Here is a 16,963-nt window from a genome sequence, read left to right on the forward strand (position 1 = left end):
TGCCCCTACCGCGCGGCCGTGGCGACGGCGGGCACGCGGACGTCGGCGAGCAGGTCGATGCCCTCGGTCCCGACCACCCGGGCCACCAGCACCTGCCCGGCGACGGCGCCGGCCGGGACGCCGCTGACCGTCGTGGTGCCGTCGGCGTCGGGGTCCTGGTGGGCGGCGTGCCCCGACCAGGTGCCGGAGCCCTCCTCCGCCGAGAGGTCCTCGGTCAGCAGCACCTCGACCTGCTCCCCGATCCGCTCCTCGGCGCGCTGCGCGGTGAGCTCCTCGACCAGGTCGGTGATGCGGCGGACGCGGGCGTCGATCTCCGCCTGGTCGAGCTTGCCGTCCAGTCGCATCGCCTCGGTGCCCTCCTCGTCGGAGTAGCCGAACACACCGACCGCGTCCAGGCGGCCCTCGGTGAGGAAGCGCTCCAGCTCCGCGACGTCGTCCTCCGTCTCCCCCGGGAAGCCGAGGATGACGTTGGTGCGGAACCCGGCGCCGGGGGCCAGGCTACGGGCCCGCTCGATCGTGCGCAGGAAGTCCTCCGTGCCGCCGAACCGCCGCATGCGGCGCAGCAGCGTCGGGGAGGAGTGCTGGAAGGACAGGTCGAAGTAGGGGGCCACCCCGTCCGTGCCGGCGATGACCTCCAGAAGCCCCGGGCGCAGCTCCGCCGGCTGCAGGTAGGCGACCCGCACCCGCACGATCCCTTCCACGGCGGCCAGCTGCGGCAGCAGCTTCTCCAGCGTCCGGAGGTCGCCGAGGTCCTTGCCGTAGGAGGTGGAGTTCTCGCTGACCAACACGAGCTCGGTCACGCCCTGGGAGGCCAGCCACTGCGCCTCGGAGAGCACCTCCGCCGGCGGGCGGGAGACGAACGCGCCCCGGAAGGTGGGGATGGCGCAGAACGCGCAGCGCCGGTCGCACCCCGAGGCCAGCTTGATCGCCGCCGAGGGGCCGGCGGCCAGCCGGCGCCGGCGGAGCCAGTCGTGCCCGGGGATGGCCGGCCCGGCGTCCTCGACCCGGCCACCGGCCCCGGCGAGGACGGCGGAGCGCTCGACCGGGCTGATCGGCAGGAGGGTGCGGCGGTCGCGCGGCGTGTGCGGCACGAGCGGGCGGCCGGCGAGGACGTCGTCCAGGCGGCCACCGATCTGCGCGTAGTCGTCGAAGCCCAGGACGGTGGCCTCGGGCAGCGCGTCCGCGAGCTCGGAGCCGTAGCGCTCGGCCATGCAGCCGACGGCGACCACGGAGGCGCCGGAGTCGGTCGCGGCGAGGATCGCGTCGACGGAGTCCTTCTTGGCGGTCTCGATGAACCCGCAGGTGTTGACGAGCACCGCGTCGGCACCCTCGGCGTCCTCGACGAGCTCGTACCCCTCGGCGGCGAGCCGGCCGGCCAGCTCCTCGGAGTCGACCTCGTTGCGCGCGCACCCGAGGGTCACCACGGCCACGGTCCGGGCAGGGCTGGGCGTGGCTGTCACCCGCCCATCGTAGGTGAAGGACCCGCGTGCCCCCCGTCACTCACTCGTTCGCGACGGGACCCTGCACGCGGGCCGTTCCGGAACGTCACGTCCCCCCGTCACTCACTCGTTCGCGACGGGACCCTGCACGCGGGCCGTTCCAGAACGTCACGTCCCCCCGTCACTCACTCGTTCGCGACGGGACCCTGCACGCGGGCCGTTCCAGAACGTCACCAGAAGGACCCCGTCCTCCTCAGCCCTCGCACGCTCGGGCCGAGCCTCCGGACGGGGCCATGCCCGGGACGGTCACATGCCGCCGCGGAGGGTGAAGAGGGTGGCCTCGAGCTCGTCGGGCTTGACCAGCACGTCGCGCGCCTTGGAACCCTCGGAGGGGCCGACGATGCCCCGGCTCTCCATGAGGTCCATCAGCCGGCCGGCCTTGGCGAAGCCGACGCGCAGCTTGCGCTGCAGCATCGACGTCGACCCGAACTGGCTGGTGACGATGAGCTCGACGGCCTGGACCAGCAGGTCCAGGTCCCCGCCGATGTCCTCGTCGATCTCCTTCTTCTCGCCCGCGCTGCCCGCGGAGAAGACCTCTTCCCGGTACTCGGGCTCCGCCTGCCGCTTGGTGAACTCGACGACCGCCTCGATCTCGGCGTCGGTGACGAAGGCGCCCTGGACGCGCATCGGCTTGCCGGCACCGATGGGCATGAAGAGCGCATCCCCCATGCCGATCAGCTTCTCCGCGCCCGGCTGGTCGAGGATGACCCGGCTGTCCGTGAGGCTGGAGGTGGAGAACGCCAGCCGCGAGGGCACGTTGGCCTTGATCAGGCCGGTGACGACGTCGACCGAGGGCCGCTGGGTCGCCAGGATCAGGTGGATGCCGGCGGCACGCGCCTTCTGGGTGATCCGGACGATGTGCTCCTCGACATCGCGCGGGGCCACCATCATCAGGTCGGCGAGCTCGTCGACGATCGCGAGGATGTAGGGGTAGGGCCGGTAGACCCGCTCGCTGCCGGGCGGGGCGGTGATCTCCCCCTTCTCGACCTTGCGGTTGAAGTCGTCGATGTGCCGCACGCCGGTGGACTTCATGTCCTGGTAGCGCTGCTCCATCTCCTCGACCAGCCAGGCCAGCGCGGTGGCTGCCTTCTTGGGGTCGGTGATGATCGGCGTGATCAGGTGCGGGATGCCGTCGTAGGGCGTCAGCTCGACCATCTTCGGGTCGACCAGGATCATCCGCAGCTGGTCCGGGGTCGCCCGCAGCAGCAGCGAGGTCAGGATCGAGTTGACGCAGCTGGACTTACCGGCACCGGTGGCACCGGCGACCAGGAGGTGCGGCATCTTGGCCAGGTTCGCGCAGACGAACCCGCCCTCGATGTCCTTGCCGAGGCCGACCAGCATCGGGTGCGGGTCCTGCTTGGCCGCCTGCGAGCGCAGCACGTCGCCGAGGCTGACCTTCTCGCGGTCGGTGTTGGGCACCTCGATCCCGACCGCCGACTTGCCCGGGATCGGGGCGAGGATGCGGATGTTGTCGTTGGCCACCGCGTACGCCATGTTGCGGGTCAGGGCGGTGATCTTCTCGACCTTCACGCCCTGGCCGAGCTCGACCTCGTAGCGGGTGACCGTCGGGCCGCGGGTGAACCCGGTGACGGCGGCGTCGATGTTGAACTGGTCCAGGACGCCGGTGATCGCCTCGATGGCGACGTCGTTCGCCTTGGACCGGGCCCGCGGCGGGTCACCGGGGCGCAGCGTGGAGAGCGCCGGCAGCACGTAGTTGCCCTCGACCGGCTGGATGGAGAGCTGCTCGGGCTCGGTGATCGGGGGCAGGTCCTCCGGCGGGGAGGTGCGGTCCTCGACCGGGCGCCGGATCGACGGCACGGGCGGCGGGGGCGCCAGCACGGTGTGCTCGGGCTCGGTGGTGCTGGTGGCCTCCGGCGCCTCGGCGTAGGCGCCGTGGTCGATCGGCCCCGTGGTGAGGAGGTCCTCGGAGAGGGAGCTGCGGCGCCGGCGGCTCTTCGGCGCGGGCAGCTCGTCCTCCTCGTCGTCGTCGACGTCCTCGTCGTACTCGTCGTGGTCGTCGCGGCCGAGCAGCCGGTCGGTGAACTCGCGCATGCGCTCGGGGATCTGGTGCACCGGCGTCGCGGTGATCACGAGCAGGCCGAAGAAGGCCAGCAGGCCGAGCAGCACGACGGTGACCACCGCGCCGACCCCGGCGACCAGGGGAGTGCCGACGGCCCAGCCGAGGAGCCCGCCGGAGCCCGGCTGCCCCGCCTGGGGGACGGACGGCGTGCCGACGACGTGGGCGATGCCGAGGACCGAGGCGAGGGTGCACAGCCAGCCGATGGCCAGCCGGCCGCGTGCCTCCGGGCGGGGACCGCGGCGCAGGAGCCGCAGGGCGGCGACGAGCAGGACGACGGGCAGCACCATCACCAGCGAGCCGACGATCCAGCGCACGCCGTCGGTCAGCGCGGCGCCGACCGGCCCGATGCCGTTGCTCCAGGCGGCGGCACCCAGGACGATCGCCAGCCCGAGGACGGCGAGGCCGACCCCGTCCCGGCGGTGCTCGGGGGCCAGCGGCTCGGCCTCCTCCGGCCGGGCGACCGAGCGGGCCAGGCCGCCGGCGCCACGGGCGAGCAGGTTCCAGCCCCCGCTGGCGACCCGCCAGAGGGAGGGGCCGGAGGACGACGTCGTGCGGGCCGGCTGCCGCCGGTTGGGCGCCCGCTTGGCGGCGGGCCGCTTCTTGCTCGCCGCCGTCGACCCCGATCGGCTGCGGGTGGCGGCCGGCCGGCGGTTCGGCGTGGTGCGGGCAGGCATGCGTCAGACCGTAATCCCGACGAGGGTCCGGGACGGCCAGGCCGGGTGTCGTGTCCCGCACGCGGGGCCCGTCTCCCGACCCGGCTGCCGCCGGGCCGGCCCCGCGGATGTGCCCGCGAGCGGCGGCTCCGGTCGGCAGCGCCGTCGCTCAGAGCTCGATCGGCATCCCGTGCGGTGTGCGGGCGGCGGCCTCGTGCCAGGCTCTCGTCGCCCCCTCGATGTCCTCCTCGGTCGCGATGCCACGGGTCCGGAGCATCTCGGCCAGCGCGTCGGCCCAGCGCTCGTAGTAGTCGCTGCCGTCGGGCCGGCCACCGGACACGTGCCGTCCCAGGGTGCGGGCCCACTCCGACCACGTGAACGCACCTGCCTCGTGCAGGGTCACGGTCATCGCGAAGACCTGCGCCTGCCAGGGAGCGGCGAAGACCTGCTCGCTACCCGGGGGCGGCAGCGGCAGCTCGTGCCCCGCAGCCGCGGAGATGCGGGCCAGCGTCCCGGCGGCGGTCGTGTCCATCAGGCGGCCTCCAGATAGGGCTCCCAGGCGTCGATCGACACGGTGACGTTCGGATCGGCGCCCTCGCCCCAGAGCTCACCCGCGCTGAACTCGACGGTGTAGAGCCATTCGGGGGCCGGGTCCGGCTCCTGGCCGAGCGGCACGGCATGGCGATCGGGGAAGACGTGCGCACCACGGACGGCGAGCACGGTGCCGACACGGCCTCGCGCGTAGCGGGGCAGACGCGTGTGCCCGCTCGGGTTGATGGTGCGGGTCCGCACCTGCTGGCCCGCCCCGAACACCGGCCCGGTGCCGATGGGCCGCTCGTAGCTGGACCGTGACGAGAACAGCCCGGTGAGCTCCTCGGCGGTGCGCGCCCTCAGGCCCTCCCGGTCCAGGAGCTCGAGCCTGCGGACGGCGTTCTCCACCGCGAGGAACCAGATGCGGTAGTAGCTGCTGGCCAGGTACTCGGCCGGGGGCAGGGACTCGCGCTCGTGCCGCATCTGATCGATGTTCCAGAGCCCGAGTGCGCCGAGCGCGAGCGTGATGGCGAAGGAGCGTCTCTCCCACTCGTCGTGGAACGGGGGTTCGCCGGGCTCCGGGATGACCGGTCCGAACCCCTGCATGCCACCCGTGTCGTGGACGCCGTTCACCGGGCGGCGCCCGAGGGTGCGTGGACCAGCCCGGTACCGATCATGCTGTCCCGGGTCACGAGCTCGGCCAGTTGCCCCTCGCCCATACCCTCCGTCCCCTCAGGGCGCACCGGGATCACCAGGTAGCGCACCTCCGACGTCGAGTCCCAGACCTTGATCTCGGTGTCCTCGGGCAACGAGACGCCGAAATCCGCCAGCACCCCGCGCGGGTCGATCACGACCTTCGACCGGTAGGCCGGCGACTTGTACCAGACCGGCGGGAGCCCGAGCACCGGCCACGGATAGCACGAGCAGAGGGTGCACACGACCATGTTGTGTCGATCCGGGGTGTTCTCCAGGGCGACCATGTGCTCCCCCTGGCGCCCCACGTGCCCCAGCGAGGCGATGGCGGCGTCCGCGTCCTCGAGCAGCCACCGCCGGTACTCCTCGTCCGTCCAGGCCTTGGCGACGACCTGGGCACCGTTGTGCGGACCGACCTCCTTCTCGTAGCGCTCCACCACGGCGTCCAGGGCGTCCCGGTCCACCAGGCCCTTCTCGGTCAGCAGCGTCTCGAGCGCGCGGACCCTCGCGTCCATCTCGGACAGCTCGCTGTACTGCGGATGGTCGTGGTCGTGATCGTGGTCGTGGTCGTCCATCGGTGGTCAGGGGTCCGGCGCCGCTCGGCGGCCCCGTCGCCCCATCCCCCTTTCCGTTCGGAGGTGCGTCCGGCCCCGGTCGACCGTCCATCCCTGGTCGGGTGACCGTGGCCTGGCACGGGCGCTGCGGCGCCGGCCGTCGCCGGGCACCCACCTGCCTGCCTGGAACGGCGCCAGGACGCCGTCATGGCTGCACGCTAGTAGCCGGTTTCCCGTCCGGCCACAGGTCCGGGCCGGTCCTGCTGAGCGCCGACGACCGGGATGATCCCGGCTAACGTCACGGGCATGAGCGCCCCGCTCCCCCACGGCAGCTGGCCCACGCCCGTCACCTCCGAGCTCGTCGTCCGGTCGGCGGCCCGGCTCGGAGAGGTGGTCGTGGACGGCGACGACGTCTGGTGGGCCGAGTCGCGCCCGGCCGAGGGCGGGCGCACGGTGCTCGTGCGGCGCACCCCGGACGGCGTGGCCACCGACGCGCTCCCGGCGCCCTGGAACGCCCGCACCCGGGTCCACGAGTACGGCGGCGGCGCGTGGACCGTGTCCGCGGGCGTCCTGTGGTTCACCAACTTCTCGGACCAGCGGCTGTACCGAGTTGCACCCGGTGACGACACCCCCACCGCGGTCACCCCCGAACCGGAGATCCCGTCCGGCGTCCGGTACGCCGACCTCGTGGTGGTCGCCGGCGGCGTGCTCGCCGTCCGCGAGACGCACACCGCCTCCGGTGCGGCGGCGGACGTGGTCAACGAGATCGTGCGCATCGGTCACGACGGCGCCACCGAGGTGCTGGTCTCCGGCCCCGACTTCGTCTCCGACCCGCGCCTGGCCCCCGACGACATCACGCTCTCGTGGCTGCAGTGGGATCACCCGCACATGCCGTGGGACAGCGCGCAGCTCGTCGTCCGGTCGGCCGACGGCACCGACCACGTCCTCGCGGGCGGCCCGGGCGAGTCCGTCGTCCAGCCGCGCTGGCGCCGGGACCTCGAGCTGTGGTGGCTCGACGACCGCACGAACTTCTGGTCGCTGTACCGGAAACGGCCGCACGAGCAGCCGGCGCTCGTCGCCGACGTCGGCAGCGACATCGCCGGCCCGCAGTGGCTGTTCGGCCAGTCGCGCTACGCCCTGCTCGCCGACGGCCGGATCGCGCTGGCCTACGGCCGGGCGGGCCGCGACCGCCTGGCCGTGCTCTCCCCCGGCGGCGAGCCGCGGGAGCTGGACCTGCCCTACGGCACCTTCCGGTACGTCATGGCACAGGGGGCTCAGGTGGTCTGCGTCGCCGGCGGCCCGGCGAGCGAGCCGGTGGTGCTGCGCGTGGACGTCGACAGCGGCTCGGCGGAGGTGCTGCGGCCGGCCCGTGACCTCGGGCTGGACCCGGCCTGGTTCTCCTCCCCCGAGCACGTCACCTTCCCGACCGAGGACGCCGGCACGGGGATCGGGGAGGCGCACGCCCTGGTCTACCCGCCGACCAACCCGGAGGCGACCGCCCCGGAGGGCGCGCTGCCGCCGCTGCTGGTCGTGGTGCACGGCGGCCCGACGTCCGGCGCCGTTCCGGTGCTCAACCTGGAGATCCAGTACTGGACGTCCCGCGGCTTCTGCGTCGCCGACGTCGACTACCGCGGCTCGGTCGGCTACGGCCGCCGGTACCGGGACGCGCTGCAGGGGCGCTGGGGAGTGGTGGACCTCGACGACGTCGTGGCCTGCGCCCGCTTCCTCGCCCGCAGCGGACGGGTGGACCCGGCCCGCATGGCGATCCGCGGCGGCTCGGCCGGCGGGTACACGACGCTGGCCGCGCTCACGATGCGCCCGGGCGTCTTCACCGCGGGCGCCAGCCACTTCGGGGTCGCCGACCTGGGGGCGCTGGCGGCCGAGACGCACAAGTTCGAGTCCCGCTACCTGGACGGGCTGGTGGCCCCCTGGCCGTCGGGCCGGGCGGTCTACGACGAGCGCTCGCCGATCAACCACGTCGACGCCCTCGACACGCCGCTGGCGGTCTTCCAGGGCGACGAGGACGCGGTCGTGCCGCCGGACCAGGCCGAGGCGATCGTGGCCGCGCTGCGCGACAAGGGCGTCCCGCACGCCTACCTGCTCTTCGCCGGCGAGCAGCACGGCTTCCGCAAGGCGGAGAACATCCGGGCTGCCCTGGACGGCGAGCTGTCCTTCTACGCCCAGGTGTGGGGCTTCGACCTGCCCCCCGGCGAGGGCATCACGCCCGTCATGATCAGGTGGCCTGGTCGTGCGGTGTCCTCCCTCACCGCGCACCGTGAGGGAGGACGCTCGACGATCAGGTCACCTGATCCCGGCGCGGGGCCGGTCAGCCGGTGGCGAGGACCTGCTCGCGCAGGATGTCGGCGTGCCCGCAGTGCTGGGCGAGCTCGCGGAGCACGTGGAGGTACACCCAGCGCAACGGCAGCGGCCCGCGGCGGTTGCCGTGCACCAGGTCATCGAGGTCGAGCCCGGCGACCGCCCGGCGGGAGCCGTCGCAGGCCGCTCGGTGCGCCTCCGCCACGGAGACGGTCGTGTCGCCGTCCAGGAGCACGAACGACTCGTCGGGCGTGGCCGGGATGCCGATCTCCGCGCGGGAGCGGCCGCTCACCGCCTCGTCGAACCACACCTGCTCGACGAACGCGGCGTGCTTGACCAGCCCCAGCAGCGTGGTCCGCGAGGGCACCAGCGACCGGCGGGCCTGCTCCTCGCTCAACCCGTCGAGGCTGCGGCGCAGCAGCGCCCGGTGCTCGTCCAGGAGCGCCTCCAGCTGCACCCGGAGGGGCGCGGCGGTGACCTCCGGGCCGCTCACACCTCGAGGACGGTCGGGATGATCATCGGGCGCCGGCGGTGCTTGTCCGAGACCCACTTCCCGACGGTGCGGCGGATGATCTGCGACAGCCGGTGGGCGTCGACGCCCTCGTCGGCCAGCGCGCGCTTGAGGTTGTCCTCGACCAGCCGGAGCACCTCGTCGAACGCCGCGGGGTCGTCGGAGAACCCCTTGGTCGACAGGTGCACCGGGCGCACGATCGTCCCGGTCGACGGCTCGATGACCACCGTGAGCGCGACGAACCCCTCGTCGCCGAGGATGCGCCGCGCCTGCAGCGCCTCCTCACCCACGTCACCGACGTTGAGCCCGTCCACGTACACGTTGCCGATGGGCACGGAGCCGACGATCGTCGCCTTGCCGTCCACGAGGTCGACGACGACGCCGTCCTCGGCCAGGAGGATCCGGTCGGCGGCCATGCCGGTCTCCTCGGCGAGCTTGGCGTGCGCCCGCAGGTGCCGCCACTCCCCGTGCACCGGCATCAGGTACCGGGGCTTGGCCACGTTGAGCAGCGTGCGCAGCTCGCCCGCCGGGGCGTGCCCGGAGACGTGCACCCGTGCCGTCTCCTTGTGCACCACCGTCGCGCCCAGCCGGGCGAGGCCGTTGATGACCTTGTAGACGGCGGTCTCGTTGCCGGGCACCAGGGAGGAGGCGAGGACGACGGTGTCGCCGGCCTCGATCGTCACCTGGTGGTGGTCACCGCGGGCCATGCGGCCGAGCGCCGACAGCGGCTCGCCCTGCGACCCGGTGCTGACCAGGACGACCTGCTCGGGCGGCATCTTGGCCGCGTCGTCCAGCGACACCATCAGGCCGGGAGCCACGCGCAGCAGGCCCAGGTCTCGGGCGACGCCCATGTTGCGCACCATCGACCGACCGACCAGGGCCACCTTGCGGCCGTGCTTGTCGGCGCAGTCGAGGACCTGCTGGATGCGGTGCACGTGGCTGGCGAAGCTGGAGACGATCAGCCGCTGCGAGGCGCGGGCGAAGACGTCGTCGAGGACCGGGCCGATGGACCGCTCGGGGGTGACGAAGCCGGGCACCTCGGCGTTGGTGGAGTCGGCCAGCAGCAGGTCGATGCCCTCCACCCCGAGCCGCGCGAACGCACCCAGGTCGGTGAGGACGCCGTCCAGGGGTAGCTGGTCCATCTTGAAGTCGCCGGTGTGCACGAGCACGCCCGCCGGCGTGTGCACCGCCACCGCGAGGGCGTCGGGGATGGAGTGGTTCACCGAGATGAACTCGCAGTGGAACGGACCCGCCAGGTGGTCCTCCCCCGCGGCCACCTCGACCAGCGTCGCGTCCAGCCGGTGCTCGCGGAGCTTGGCCGCGACGAGCGCGAGGGTGAAGCGCGAGCCGACCAGCGGGATGTCCTCGCGGAGTCGCAGCAGGTACGGGATGGCCCCGATGTGGTCCTCGTGCCCGTGGGTGAGCACCACGGCCACGACGTCGTCCAGCCGGTGCTCGATGACGCCGAAGTCGGGGAGGATGAGGTCGACCCCCGGCTGCTCGGCCTCGGGGAAGAGGACGCCGCAGTCGATGACCATCAGCTTGCCGTCGAACTCGAGCACCGCCATGTTGCGGCCGATCTCACCGAGGCCGCCCAGTGCCATGACCCGCAGGCCGCCCTCGGGCAGGGGCGGGGGGGCCTTGAGATCGAGGTGGGGTTGGGTGACCTGACCACTCACAGGGTGACGCCTCCAGCGGCGAGGTCGTCGCGCAGCTGCGCGAGCTGTTCGGGGGTGGCGTCGACCAGTGGCGGTCGGACCGGCCCGGCCGGCAGGCCGAGCGCGTTGAGCGCGGCCTTCACCGTGATGACGCCCTGGGTGCGGAAGACCCCGGTGACCACGGGGAGCAGCCTGCCGTTGATCTCCCTGGCCTTGACCAGGTCACCGGCCTCGACGGCGGCGATGAGCTCCACCAGCCGGGGGCCGACGAGGTGGCTGACGACGCTGACCATGCCCACGCCGCCCAGCGCGAGGATCGGCAGGTTCAGCATGTCCTCGCCGCTGTAGTAGGCGAGGTCGGTGCGCGCCAGCGTCCAGGCCATCGCGCCGAGGTCGCCCTTGGCGTCCTTCACCGCGACGATCCGCGGGTGCTCCGCGGCGCGGACGAGCGTCTCCACCTCGATGGGCGTGCCGGTGCGGACGGGGATGTCGTAGAGCATCACCGGGAGGTCGGTGCTGTCGGCGATCGAGGTGAAGTGGCGGAGCACGCCCGCCTGCGGGGGCCGGTTGTAGTACGGCGTCACCGCCAGCAACCCGTGGACGCCCAGCTCGGCGGCGGTCCGCGCCTTCTCGATCGAGTGCGCGGTGTCGTAGGTGCCGACGCCGGCCACCACCGTGGCGCGGTCGCCGACGGAGTCCAGCACCACCTCCAGGACGGCGCGCTGCTCGGCGTCGCTGGTGGTCGGCGACTCCCCCGTCGTCCCGAAGACGACCAGCCCGTCGCTGCCGCCGCGGTCGACCAGGTGCGCGGCCAGCTCCTGGGCCCCGGCGAGGTCGATCGACCCGTCCTCGGCCAGCGGGGTGACCATGGCCGTGAGGAGGCGCCCGAACGGCCGGGCGGGGTCGGTGGTCATGGGGAGAATCTACCCAGCGGATCCGACGGGTTCCCGCACGTACTCCGACACCGCGAACCGCAGCCCCTCCGACGCCGACACCGACCAGCCCTCGGCCGGGGTGCGCGCGGTGCGCACCCAGCCCCCGTCCAGCGGGGGCGCCCACGTGTCGCCGGCGACGTCGGTGTCGACGTCGGTGACGACCACCCGCCCGGCGTGCGGCAGGAACGCTGCGTAGACCCCTCCCCCGCCGATCACCCACGCCGTGGGGTGCTCGGCGAGCACCTCGCCGACCGAGTGCGCGACGACCGCACCGTCGGCCGACCAGGCCGGGTCGGAGGTCAGCACGACGTTCACCCGCTGCGGCAGCGGGCGGAAGCGCGCGGGCAGCGACTCCCAGGTGCGCCGCCCCATCACCACCGTCGACCCGGTCGTGAGCCGGCGGAACAGCGCGAGGTCCTCGGGCAGGTGCCACGGCAGGCCGCCGTCGGCCCCGATGACCCCGCCCCGGGCCTGCGCCCAGATCATCGCGATGCCGCTGGGGCCGGTCACACCGCCACGGCTGCCCGGATCGCGGGGTGGTGCCGGTAGTCGCGCACGGTGAAGTGCTCGAAGGTGTAGTCGAACAGCGACGGCGCGGGCGCCAGGTCCAGCTCCGGGAACGGGTACGGCTCCCGGGAGAGCTGCTCGCGCACCTGGTCGACGTGGTTGTCGTAGATGTGGCAGTCGCCGCCGACCCAGATGAACTCGCCGGGCTCCAGGCCGACCTGCGCGGCGATCATCCGGGTGAGCAGCGCGTAGCTGGCGATGTTGAACGGCACGCCGAGGAACATGTCGGCGCTGCGCTGGTAGAGCTGGCAGGAGAGCTTCCCGCCGGCCACGTAGAACTGGAAGAACGCGTGGCAGGGGGCCAGCGCCATCTCGGGCAGAGCGGCGACGTTCCAGGCCGAGACGATCATCCGGCGGGAGTCGGGATCGGTGCGCAGCGTCTGCAGCAGGTTCTCGATCTGGTCGACGTGACCGCCGTCGGGGGTCGGCCACGACCGCCACTGGACGCCGTAGACGGGGCCGAGGTCGCCGTCGGCCGACGCCCACTCGTCCCAGATGGTGACGCCGTTCTCCCGCAGCCAGCCGACGTTGCTCTCACCGCGCAGGAACCACAGCAGCTCGACGGCGATCGACCGGAAGTGGACCTTCTTCGTCGTCACGAGGGGGAAGGTCTCGGAGAGGTCGTAGCGGAGCCGCTCGCCGAACAGGCTCACGGTGCCGGTCCCGGTCCGGTCGTCCTTCGGCGTGCCCTGCGCCAGGATGCGCCGCAGGAGGTCCTCGTACTGGGTGTCGATCGGGGCTGCCACGGGCCCGAGCCTACGGCGGCCGGACGACGGTCGGCAGGCGACGCTGAACACCTGCCCCAGCCGTCGCGCGGGGGTCAGCCCTCGGCGACGAAGGGGCTGGCGGCGACCTCGGTGCCGTCGGCCAGGCGGCTGATGCGAAAGTCGCCGAAGACGTTGCCGGCCACCCGCTGCAGTTCGCGCAGGCAGGCGATCGCCAGCTCGCGGAGCTCGACGTCGGCGTGCTCGCTGGCCCGCATGGCGACGAAGTGGCGCCACGCCCGGTAGTTCCCGGTGACGACGATGCGGCTCTCGGTGGCGTTGGGCAGCACCGCGCGGGCCGCCTGGCGGGCCTGCTTGCGACGCAGCGTGGCGTTCGGCACGTGGGCGAAGCGCTCCTCCAGCTTCTCCAGGAGCTCGGTGTAGGCGGCCGCGGCCGCGTCGGTCGCCGCCACGAACCGTGCGTGCAGCTCCGGGTCCCCGGCGATGACCGCGGGCTCCACGACGGCGGCGTCGGGCTCGGGCACGTAGCGCTGGGAGAGCTGGCTGTAGGAGAACTGCCGGTGCCGCACCAGCTCGTGGGTGAGCGACCGGGAGACCCCGGTGAGGTACATGCTCACGGTCCCGTGCTCGAGGACGGCGAGGTGCCCGACCTCCAGGATGTGCCGCAGGTAGCCGGCGTTCGTCGCGGTCGCGGGGTTGGGCTTGTCCCACGACTGGTAGCAGGCCCGGCCGGCGAACTCGGCGAGCGCCTGGCCACCGTCGGCGTCGGTCTCCCAGGGGACGTCGGCGGGTGCGGTGAACTGCGTCTGCGCGATGACCTGGACGCGGAGCGGCGCGATCTCTGGCACCTGCCGAGCCTACGGCGGGCCGCCGGGCAGACTGGGCGCGTGGACTGGTGGCGCCCGCTGCTCGCCGTGGCCGGCGGCCTGCTGCTCGTCTGGCTGCTGCTCCTGGCGGCCCTGTGGCGCACCCGCCCGGACGGGCTCACCGTCCGCGACGCCCTGCGGCTGCTGCCGGACGTCGTCCGGCTGGTGCGCCGGCTGGCGGCCGACCGCACCCTTCCGACGGGGCTCCGGCTGCGCCTGTGGCTCCTGCTGGGCTACCTGCTCTCGCCGGTGGACCTCGTGCCCGACGTGGTGCCGGTCCTGGGCTACGCCGACGACGTCGTCGTCGTCGCCTGGGCGCTCCGGTCGGTGGTGCGCCGTGCCGGCGAGGAGGCCGTGGCGCGGCACTGGCCCGGGGAGCCGGCGGGTCTGGCGGTCGTGCGCCGGCTGGCCGGCCTCACGCCGGGACCGGCAGCACCCCCAGAGCCCGGCTGAGGTCGGGCGCCAGGTCACCCCGGCCGACGACGGCGACGTCGTCGAGCGCCATCCAGCCCGCCATGAGCCGCAGCTCGTCGGCGAGCTCGGCGGCGACCACCCCTCGGTCGACGCCGTCCTCGGCGTGCGCGGCCTGCACCCGCAGCGCGCCGGCCTTCCGGTCGGCCTTGAGGTCCACGCGGCCGACCAGCCGGTCGCCGAGCAGGAAGGGCAGCACGTAGTAGCCGTGCACCCGCTGCTGCGCCGGCGTGTAGATCTCCAGCCGGTAGCGGAACCCGAAGATGCGCTCCACCCGCGGCCGCTCCCACACCAGGGAGTCGAACGGGCTGAGCAGCGCCCGCGCCCGGATCCAGCGGGGGCGGCGCGCTGCGGGGTCCAGCCACGCCGGCCGGCCCCACCCGGCCACCTCCACCGGCTGCAGCTCGCCGGCGTCGGCGAGCTCGGCGATCGCCGTCCGCGCGTCGGCCGGCCGGAGGCGGAAGTAGTCGCGCAGGTCCGTCTCGGTCGCCACGCCGAGCGCCCGCGCCGCCGTGCGCACCAGCTCCCGCACGGCGTCGGGCCGCTCCGGGGTAGGCGCGTCGAGCACCGCGGCCGGCAGCACCCGCTCCGGCAGGTCGTAGACCCGCTCGAACCCCGCCGTCCGGCGCGACGCGGTGAGAGCGCCGGTGAAGAACAGGTACTCCAGCGCCGCCTTGCCCGCGTGCCAGTTCCACATGCTGCCCGGGAGGTTGGGCCGCTCCTCCTGCAGCTCGCCGGCCCGCAACGGCCCGTCGCGGCGCACCCGCTCGAGGAGGGAGGCCACGTACTCCGGCCGCTCCCGGTGCACCCGGGTCATCGTGCCCCACGCCTCCTCCTGCGCCGCGGCCATGCGCCAGCGCAGAAAAGGGTGCAGGCGGACCGGGAGGAAGGACGCCTCGTGCGCCCAGTACTCGAAGAGGTCGTGCCGCCGGTTCGCCAGCCCGTCGAGAACCTCCTGCGGGTAGGGCCCGAGCCGGCTGAAGGCGGGGAGGTAGTGCGAGCGGGAGAGCACGTTCACGGAGTCGATCTGCACCACGGCGAGCCGCTCGGTGAGCCGGCGGAGCTGCCGGGTGCCCACGGCGGTCGCCGGGCGCGGATCGGCGAAGCCCTGCGCGGCGAGGGCGATGCGCCGGGCGAGCGCGGCCGGCAACCGTTCGACGGGCGTCACGTCCGTGGATCCTGCCTCCCGGGTACGACGCCCGCTGACCCGGCCCGCGCCCCTACGCTGCCCGGGTGACCTCGATCCCCTTCCCCCGCCTCACGGGCTCCGCGGACGTGTCGGTGCGGCCGGCCCGGCCGGAGGACGCCGCCGCGATCGCGCGGGTGCAGGGCGTCACCTGGCGGACCGCGTACCGCTCCCTGCTGCCCGCGGAGGTCCTCGACGGGTGGGACGAGGAGGCGGTGACCGAGGCCTGGCGCTCGGCCGTCACCACGCCCCCGTCGGCGGGCCACCGGGTCCTGGTCGCCGTGGAGCAGGGGGCGGTGGTGGGCTTCGCGGCCGTCGCGACCGGGCCCGAGGCCGCGGAGATCAGCACGCTGCTGGTGGAGCCGCGCTGGGGCCGGCGCGGGCACGGCAGCCGGCTGCTGGCCGCGGTCGCCGACCTCGCGTCCGCCGACGCCACCACCCGCCTCGAGGTCTGGCTCGTGGAATCCGACCGGGCGTCCGCCGACTTCTACGAGTCGGCCGGGTGGGCGCCCGACGGCTGGGCCCGCACGCTGGACACGGGGGCGGCGCCGCTGCGCGAGCTGCGGTGGCACGTCGAGCTCGACGGGGAGGACACGGACCGATGAGCTTCGACGGGTTCCCGGACGAAGGACTGGTCTTTTACGAGGGCCTCGAGGCGGACAACAGCAAGGCGTACTGGACGGCGCACCGTCCCGGCTACGAGGCCCACGTCCGCGGGCCGCTCACCGCGCTGGTCGAGGAGCTGGCGCCGGAGTTCGGCACGGCGAAGGTGTTCCGCCCCTACCGCGACGTCCGGTTCAGCCACGACAAGACCCCCTACAAGACGCACCAGGGCGCCGTGGTCAACCCGGAGGGGCGCGGCGCCGGCGCCTGGTACGTGCAGATCTCGGCCGACGGGCTGACCGTCGCGGGTGGTTGCTGGCGGCTGGAATCCGATCAGGTGGCGAGGTACCGCCGCGCCGTGGCCGATCGGCTGCAGGGTCCGCGGCTGGAGCAGGAGGTGGCGCGGCTGCGCGCCGGCGGGTGGGAGATCGAGGGTGAGCGCCTGGTGCGCGTGCCCGCCGGCTACTCCGCCGACGACGACCGCATCGACCTGCTGAAGCACAAGTCGCTGCACGCCGCCCGTCGTTGGACGCCGGAGGACTGGCTGCACACCCGCGAGGCCCTGGACCGGGTCCGGGATGCCTGGCGCGATCTGAGGCAGTTGAACGCGTGGTTCGCCGACAACGTCGGGGCGACGACGAAGGAGGAGCGCAGGCGCTGACCCGCGGGTGCGGGCACCCGGCGACGCTCCTGCTCCCTTCCTCGGGCGATTGGCCCGGCAATACGACGAAGGGCCCCAGCCTGGTGGCTGGGGCCCTTCGTGAATGGTTGTCCGGCGGCGTCCTACTCTCCCACCCCGTCTCCAGGGCAGTACCATCGGCGCTGAGAGGCTTAGCTTCCGGGTTCGGAACGTTGCCGGGCGTTTCCCTCTCGCCATGGCCGCCGTAACTCTGTGAACGTGTGAACCATTCGGCTGGTTCGTGCGTTCAGAACCGCACAGTGGACGCGAGACATTGTCTTCGTTGACGACTTGGCACACAGGGCCCCTGGTGGGGAGGTGTGTGTGGTCAAGCCCTCGGCCTGTTAGTACCGGTCAGCTCCACACCTTGCGGTGCTTCCACTTCCGGCCTATCAACCCGCTGGTCTGGGCGGGGGCCTTACCCGGTTGACCCGGT

The 16,963-nt window shown here is 73.5% G+C and carries 15 protein-coding genes, 2 rRNA genes and 1 pseudogene; 4 read left to right on the forward strand and 14 right to left on the reverse strand.

Annotated features, from left to right (window positions below; genetic code table 11):
* Nucleotides 1–5 precede the first annotated feature (5 nt).
* From rimO to nthA, 5 genes are all read right to left on the reverse strand, one after another.
* The gene (gene rimO / locus ACI79P_RS05550) at nucleotides 6–1,460 is read right to left on the reverse strand and encodes a 30S ribosomal protein S12 methylthiotransferase RimO (protein WP_456580031.1); all 1,455 of its coding nucleotides are present in this window, start codon (nucleotides 1,458–1,460) and stop codon (nucleotides 6–8) included.
* 285 nt (nucleotides 1,461–1,745) lie between these two features.
* Entirely contained in the window at nucleotides 1,746–4,253 is a 2,508-nt protein-coding gene (locus ACI79P_RS05555) for a DNA translocase FtsK (RefSeq protein WP_456580032.1), read from the reverse strand.
* A 148-nt stretch (nucleotides 4,254–4,401) separates the two neighbouring features.
* Nucleotides 4,402–4,764 (reverse strand): nitrile hydratase accessory protein, encoded by a 363-nt coding sequence (locus tag ACI79P_RS05560; RefSeq protein WP_456580033.1) that lies wholly within the window; start codon nucleotides 4,762–4,764, stop codon nucleotides 4,402–4,404.
* The gene (gene nthB / locus ACI79P_RS05565; RefSeq protein WP_456580034.1) at nucleotides 4,764–5,396 is read right to left on the reverse strand and encodes a nitrile hydratase subunit beta; all 633 of its coding nucleotides are present in this window, start codon (nucleotides 5,394–5,396) and stop codon (nucleotides 4,764–4,766) included. Before nthB ends, ACI79P_RS05560 begins: the two co-directional genes overlap by 1 nt.
* Nucleotides 5,393–6,031 carry a nitrile hydratase subunit alpha gene (gene nthA / locus ACI79P_RS05570; protein ID WP_456580035.1) on the reverse strand — a complete coding sequence of 213 codons (639 nt, stop codon included), beginning with the start codon at nucleotides 6,029–6,031 and terminating at the stop codon, nucleotides 5,393–5,395. The genes nthB and nthA overlap by 4 nt, the downstream gene beginning before the upstream one ends.
* A 1,239-nt stretch (nucleotides 6,032–7,270) precedes the next feature.
* Here nthA and ACI79P_RS05575 point away from each other — a divergent pair.
* Nucleotides 7,271–8,188 (forward strand): annotated as a pseudogene (locus ACI79P_RS05575) (S9 family peptidase); the annotation flags it as partial.
* Between the two features lie 148 nt (nucleotides 8,189–8,336).
* On the opposite strand, the gene ACI79P_RS05580 reads toward ACI79P_RS05575, so the two are convergent.
* The 6 genes from ACI79P_RS05580 to thyX all read right to left on the reverse strand — a co-directional run bounded on the left by ACI79P_RS05580 (nucleotide 8,337) and on the right by thyX (nucleotide 13,570).
* Nucleotides 8,337–8,876, reverse strand: a complete 540-nt coding sequence (locus ACI79P_RS05580) for a DinB family protein (protein ID WP_456580036.1) — start codon at nucleotides 8,874–8,876, stop codon at nucleotides 8,337–8,339.
* On the reverse strand, nucleotides 8,816–10,441 hold the full coding sequence (locus ACI79P_RS05585) for a ribonuclease J (protein WP_456580037.1): 1,626 nt from the start codon (nucleotides 10,439–10,441) through the stop codon (nucleotides 8,816–8,818). Before ACI79P_RS05585 ends, ACI79P_RS05580 begins: the two co-directional genes overlap by 61 nt.
* Nucleotides 10,442–10,512: 71 nt before the next feature.
* Nucleotides 10,513–11,409 carry a 4-hydroxy-tetrahydrodipicolinate synthase gene (gene dapA / locus ACI79P_RS05590; RefSeq protein ID WP_456580038.1) on the reverse strand — a complete coding sequence of 299 codons (897 nt, stop codon included), beginning with the start codon at nucleotides 11,407–11,409 and terminating at the stop codon, nucleotides 10,513–10,515.
* A 9-nt stretch (nucleotides 11,410–11,418) separates the two neighbouring features.
* Nucleotides 11,419–11,940, reverse strand: a complete 522-nt coding sequence (locus ACI79P_RS05595) for a dihydrofolate reductase (protein ID WP_456580039.1) — start codon at nucleotides 11,938–11,940, stop codon at nucleotides 11,419–11,421.
* The gene (locus ACI79P_RS05600; RefSeq protein ID WP_456580040.1) at nucleotides 11,937–12,743 is read right to left on the reverse strand and encodes a thymidylate synthase; all 807 of its coding nucleotides are present in this window, start codon (nucleotides 12,741–12,743) and stop codon (nucleotides 11,937–11,939) included. The genes ACI79P_RS05595 and ACI79P_RS05600 overlap by 4 nt, the downstream gene beginning before the upstream one ends.
* Before the next feature lie 74 nt (nucleotides 12,744–12,817).
* Nucleotides 12,818–13,570, reverse strand: coding sequence for an FAD-dependent thymidylate synthase (thyX, locus tag ACI79P_RS05605; RefSeq protein WP_456580041.1), 753 nt, complete (start codon nucleotides 13,568–13,570; stop codon nucleotides 12,818–12,820).
* A gap of 39 nt (nucleotides 13,571–13,609) precedes the next feature.
* Between thyX and ACI79P_RS05610 the strand changes: the two genes are divergently transcribed.
* Nucleotides 13,610–14,041: a DUF1232 domain-containing protein gene (locus ACI79P_RS05610; RefSeq protein WP_456580042.1), complete on the forward strand. Its 432-nt coding sequence runs from the start codon at nucleotides 13,610–13,612 to the stop codon at nucleotides 14,039–14,041.
* Here ACI79P_RS05610 and ACI79P_RS05615 read toward each other — a convergent pair.
* Nucleotides 14,004–15,227 (reverse strand): winged helix-turn-helix domain-containing protein, encoded by a 1,224-nt coding sequence (locus ACI79P_RS05615; protein ID WP_456580043.1) that lies wholly within the window; start codon nucleotides 15,225–15,227, stop codon nucleotides 14,004–14,006. The genes ACI79P_RS05610 and ACI79P_RS05615 overlap by 38 nt on opposite strands.
* Nucleotides 15,228–15,292: 65 nt before the next feature.
* Here ACI79P_RS05615 and ACI79P_RS05620 point away from each other — a divergent pair, with 65 nt between their 5' ends.
* Entirely contained in the window at nucleotides 15,293–15,850 is a 558-nt protein-coding gene (locus ACI79P_RS05620; RefSeq protein ID WP_456580044.1) for an N-acetyltransferase family protein, read from the forward strand.
* Entirely contained in the window at nucleotides 15,847–16,509 is a 663-nt protein-coding gene (locus tag ACI79P_RS05625) for a DUF2461 domain-containing protein (RefSeq protein WP_456580045.1), read from the forward strand. Before ACI79P_RS05620 ends, ACI79P_RS05625 begins: the two co-directional genes overlap by 4 nt.
* 109 nt (nucleotides 16,510–16,618) lie before the next feature.
* Here the strand turns inward: ACI79P_RS05625 and rrf are convergent.
* Together rrf and ACI79P_RS05635 are read right to left on the reverse strand one after the other, a co-directional pair.
* Nucleotides 16,619–16,735, reverse strand: a 5S ribosomal RNA gene (gene rrf, locus ACI79P_RS05630).
* A 116-nt stretch (nucleotides 16,736–16,851) separates the two neighbouring features.
* Nucleotides 16,852–16,963: ribosomal RNA gene (locus ACI79P_RS05635) — 23S ribosomal RNA — on the reverse strand; the annotation flags it as partial.

It is taken from the genome of Blastococcus sp. SYSU DS0510, from assembly GCF_054050835.1.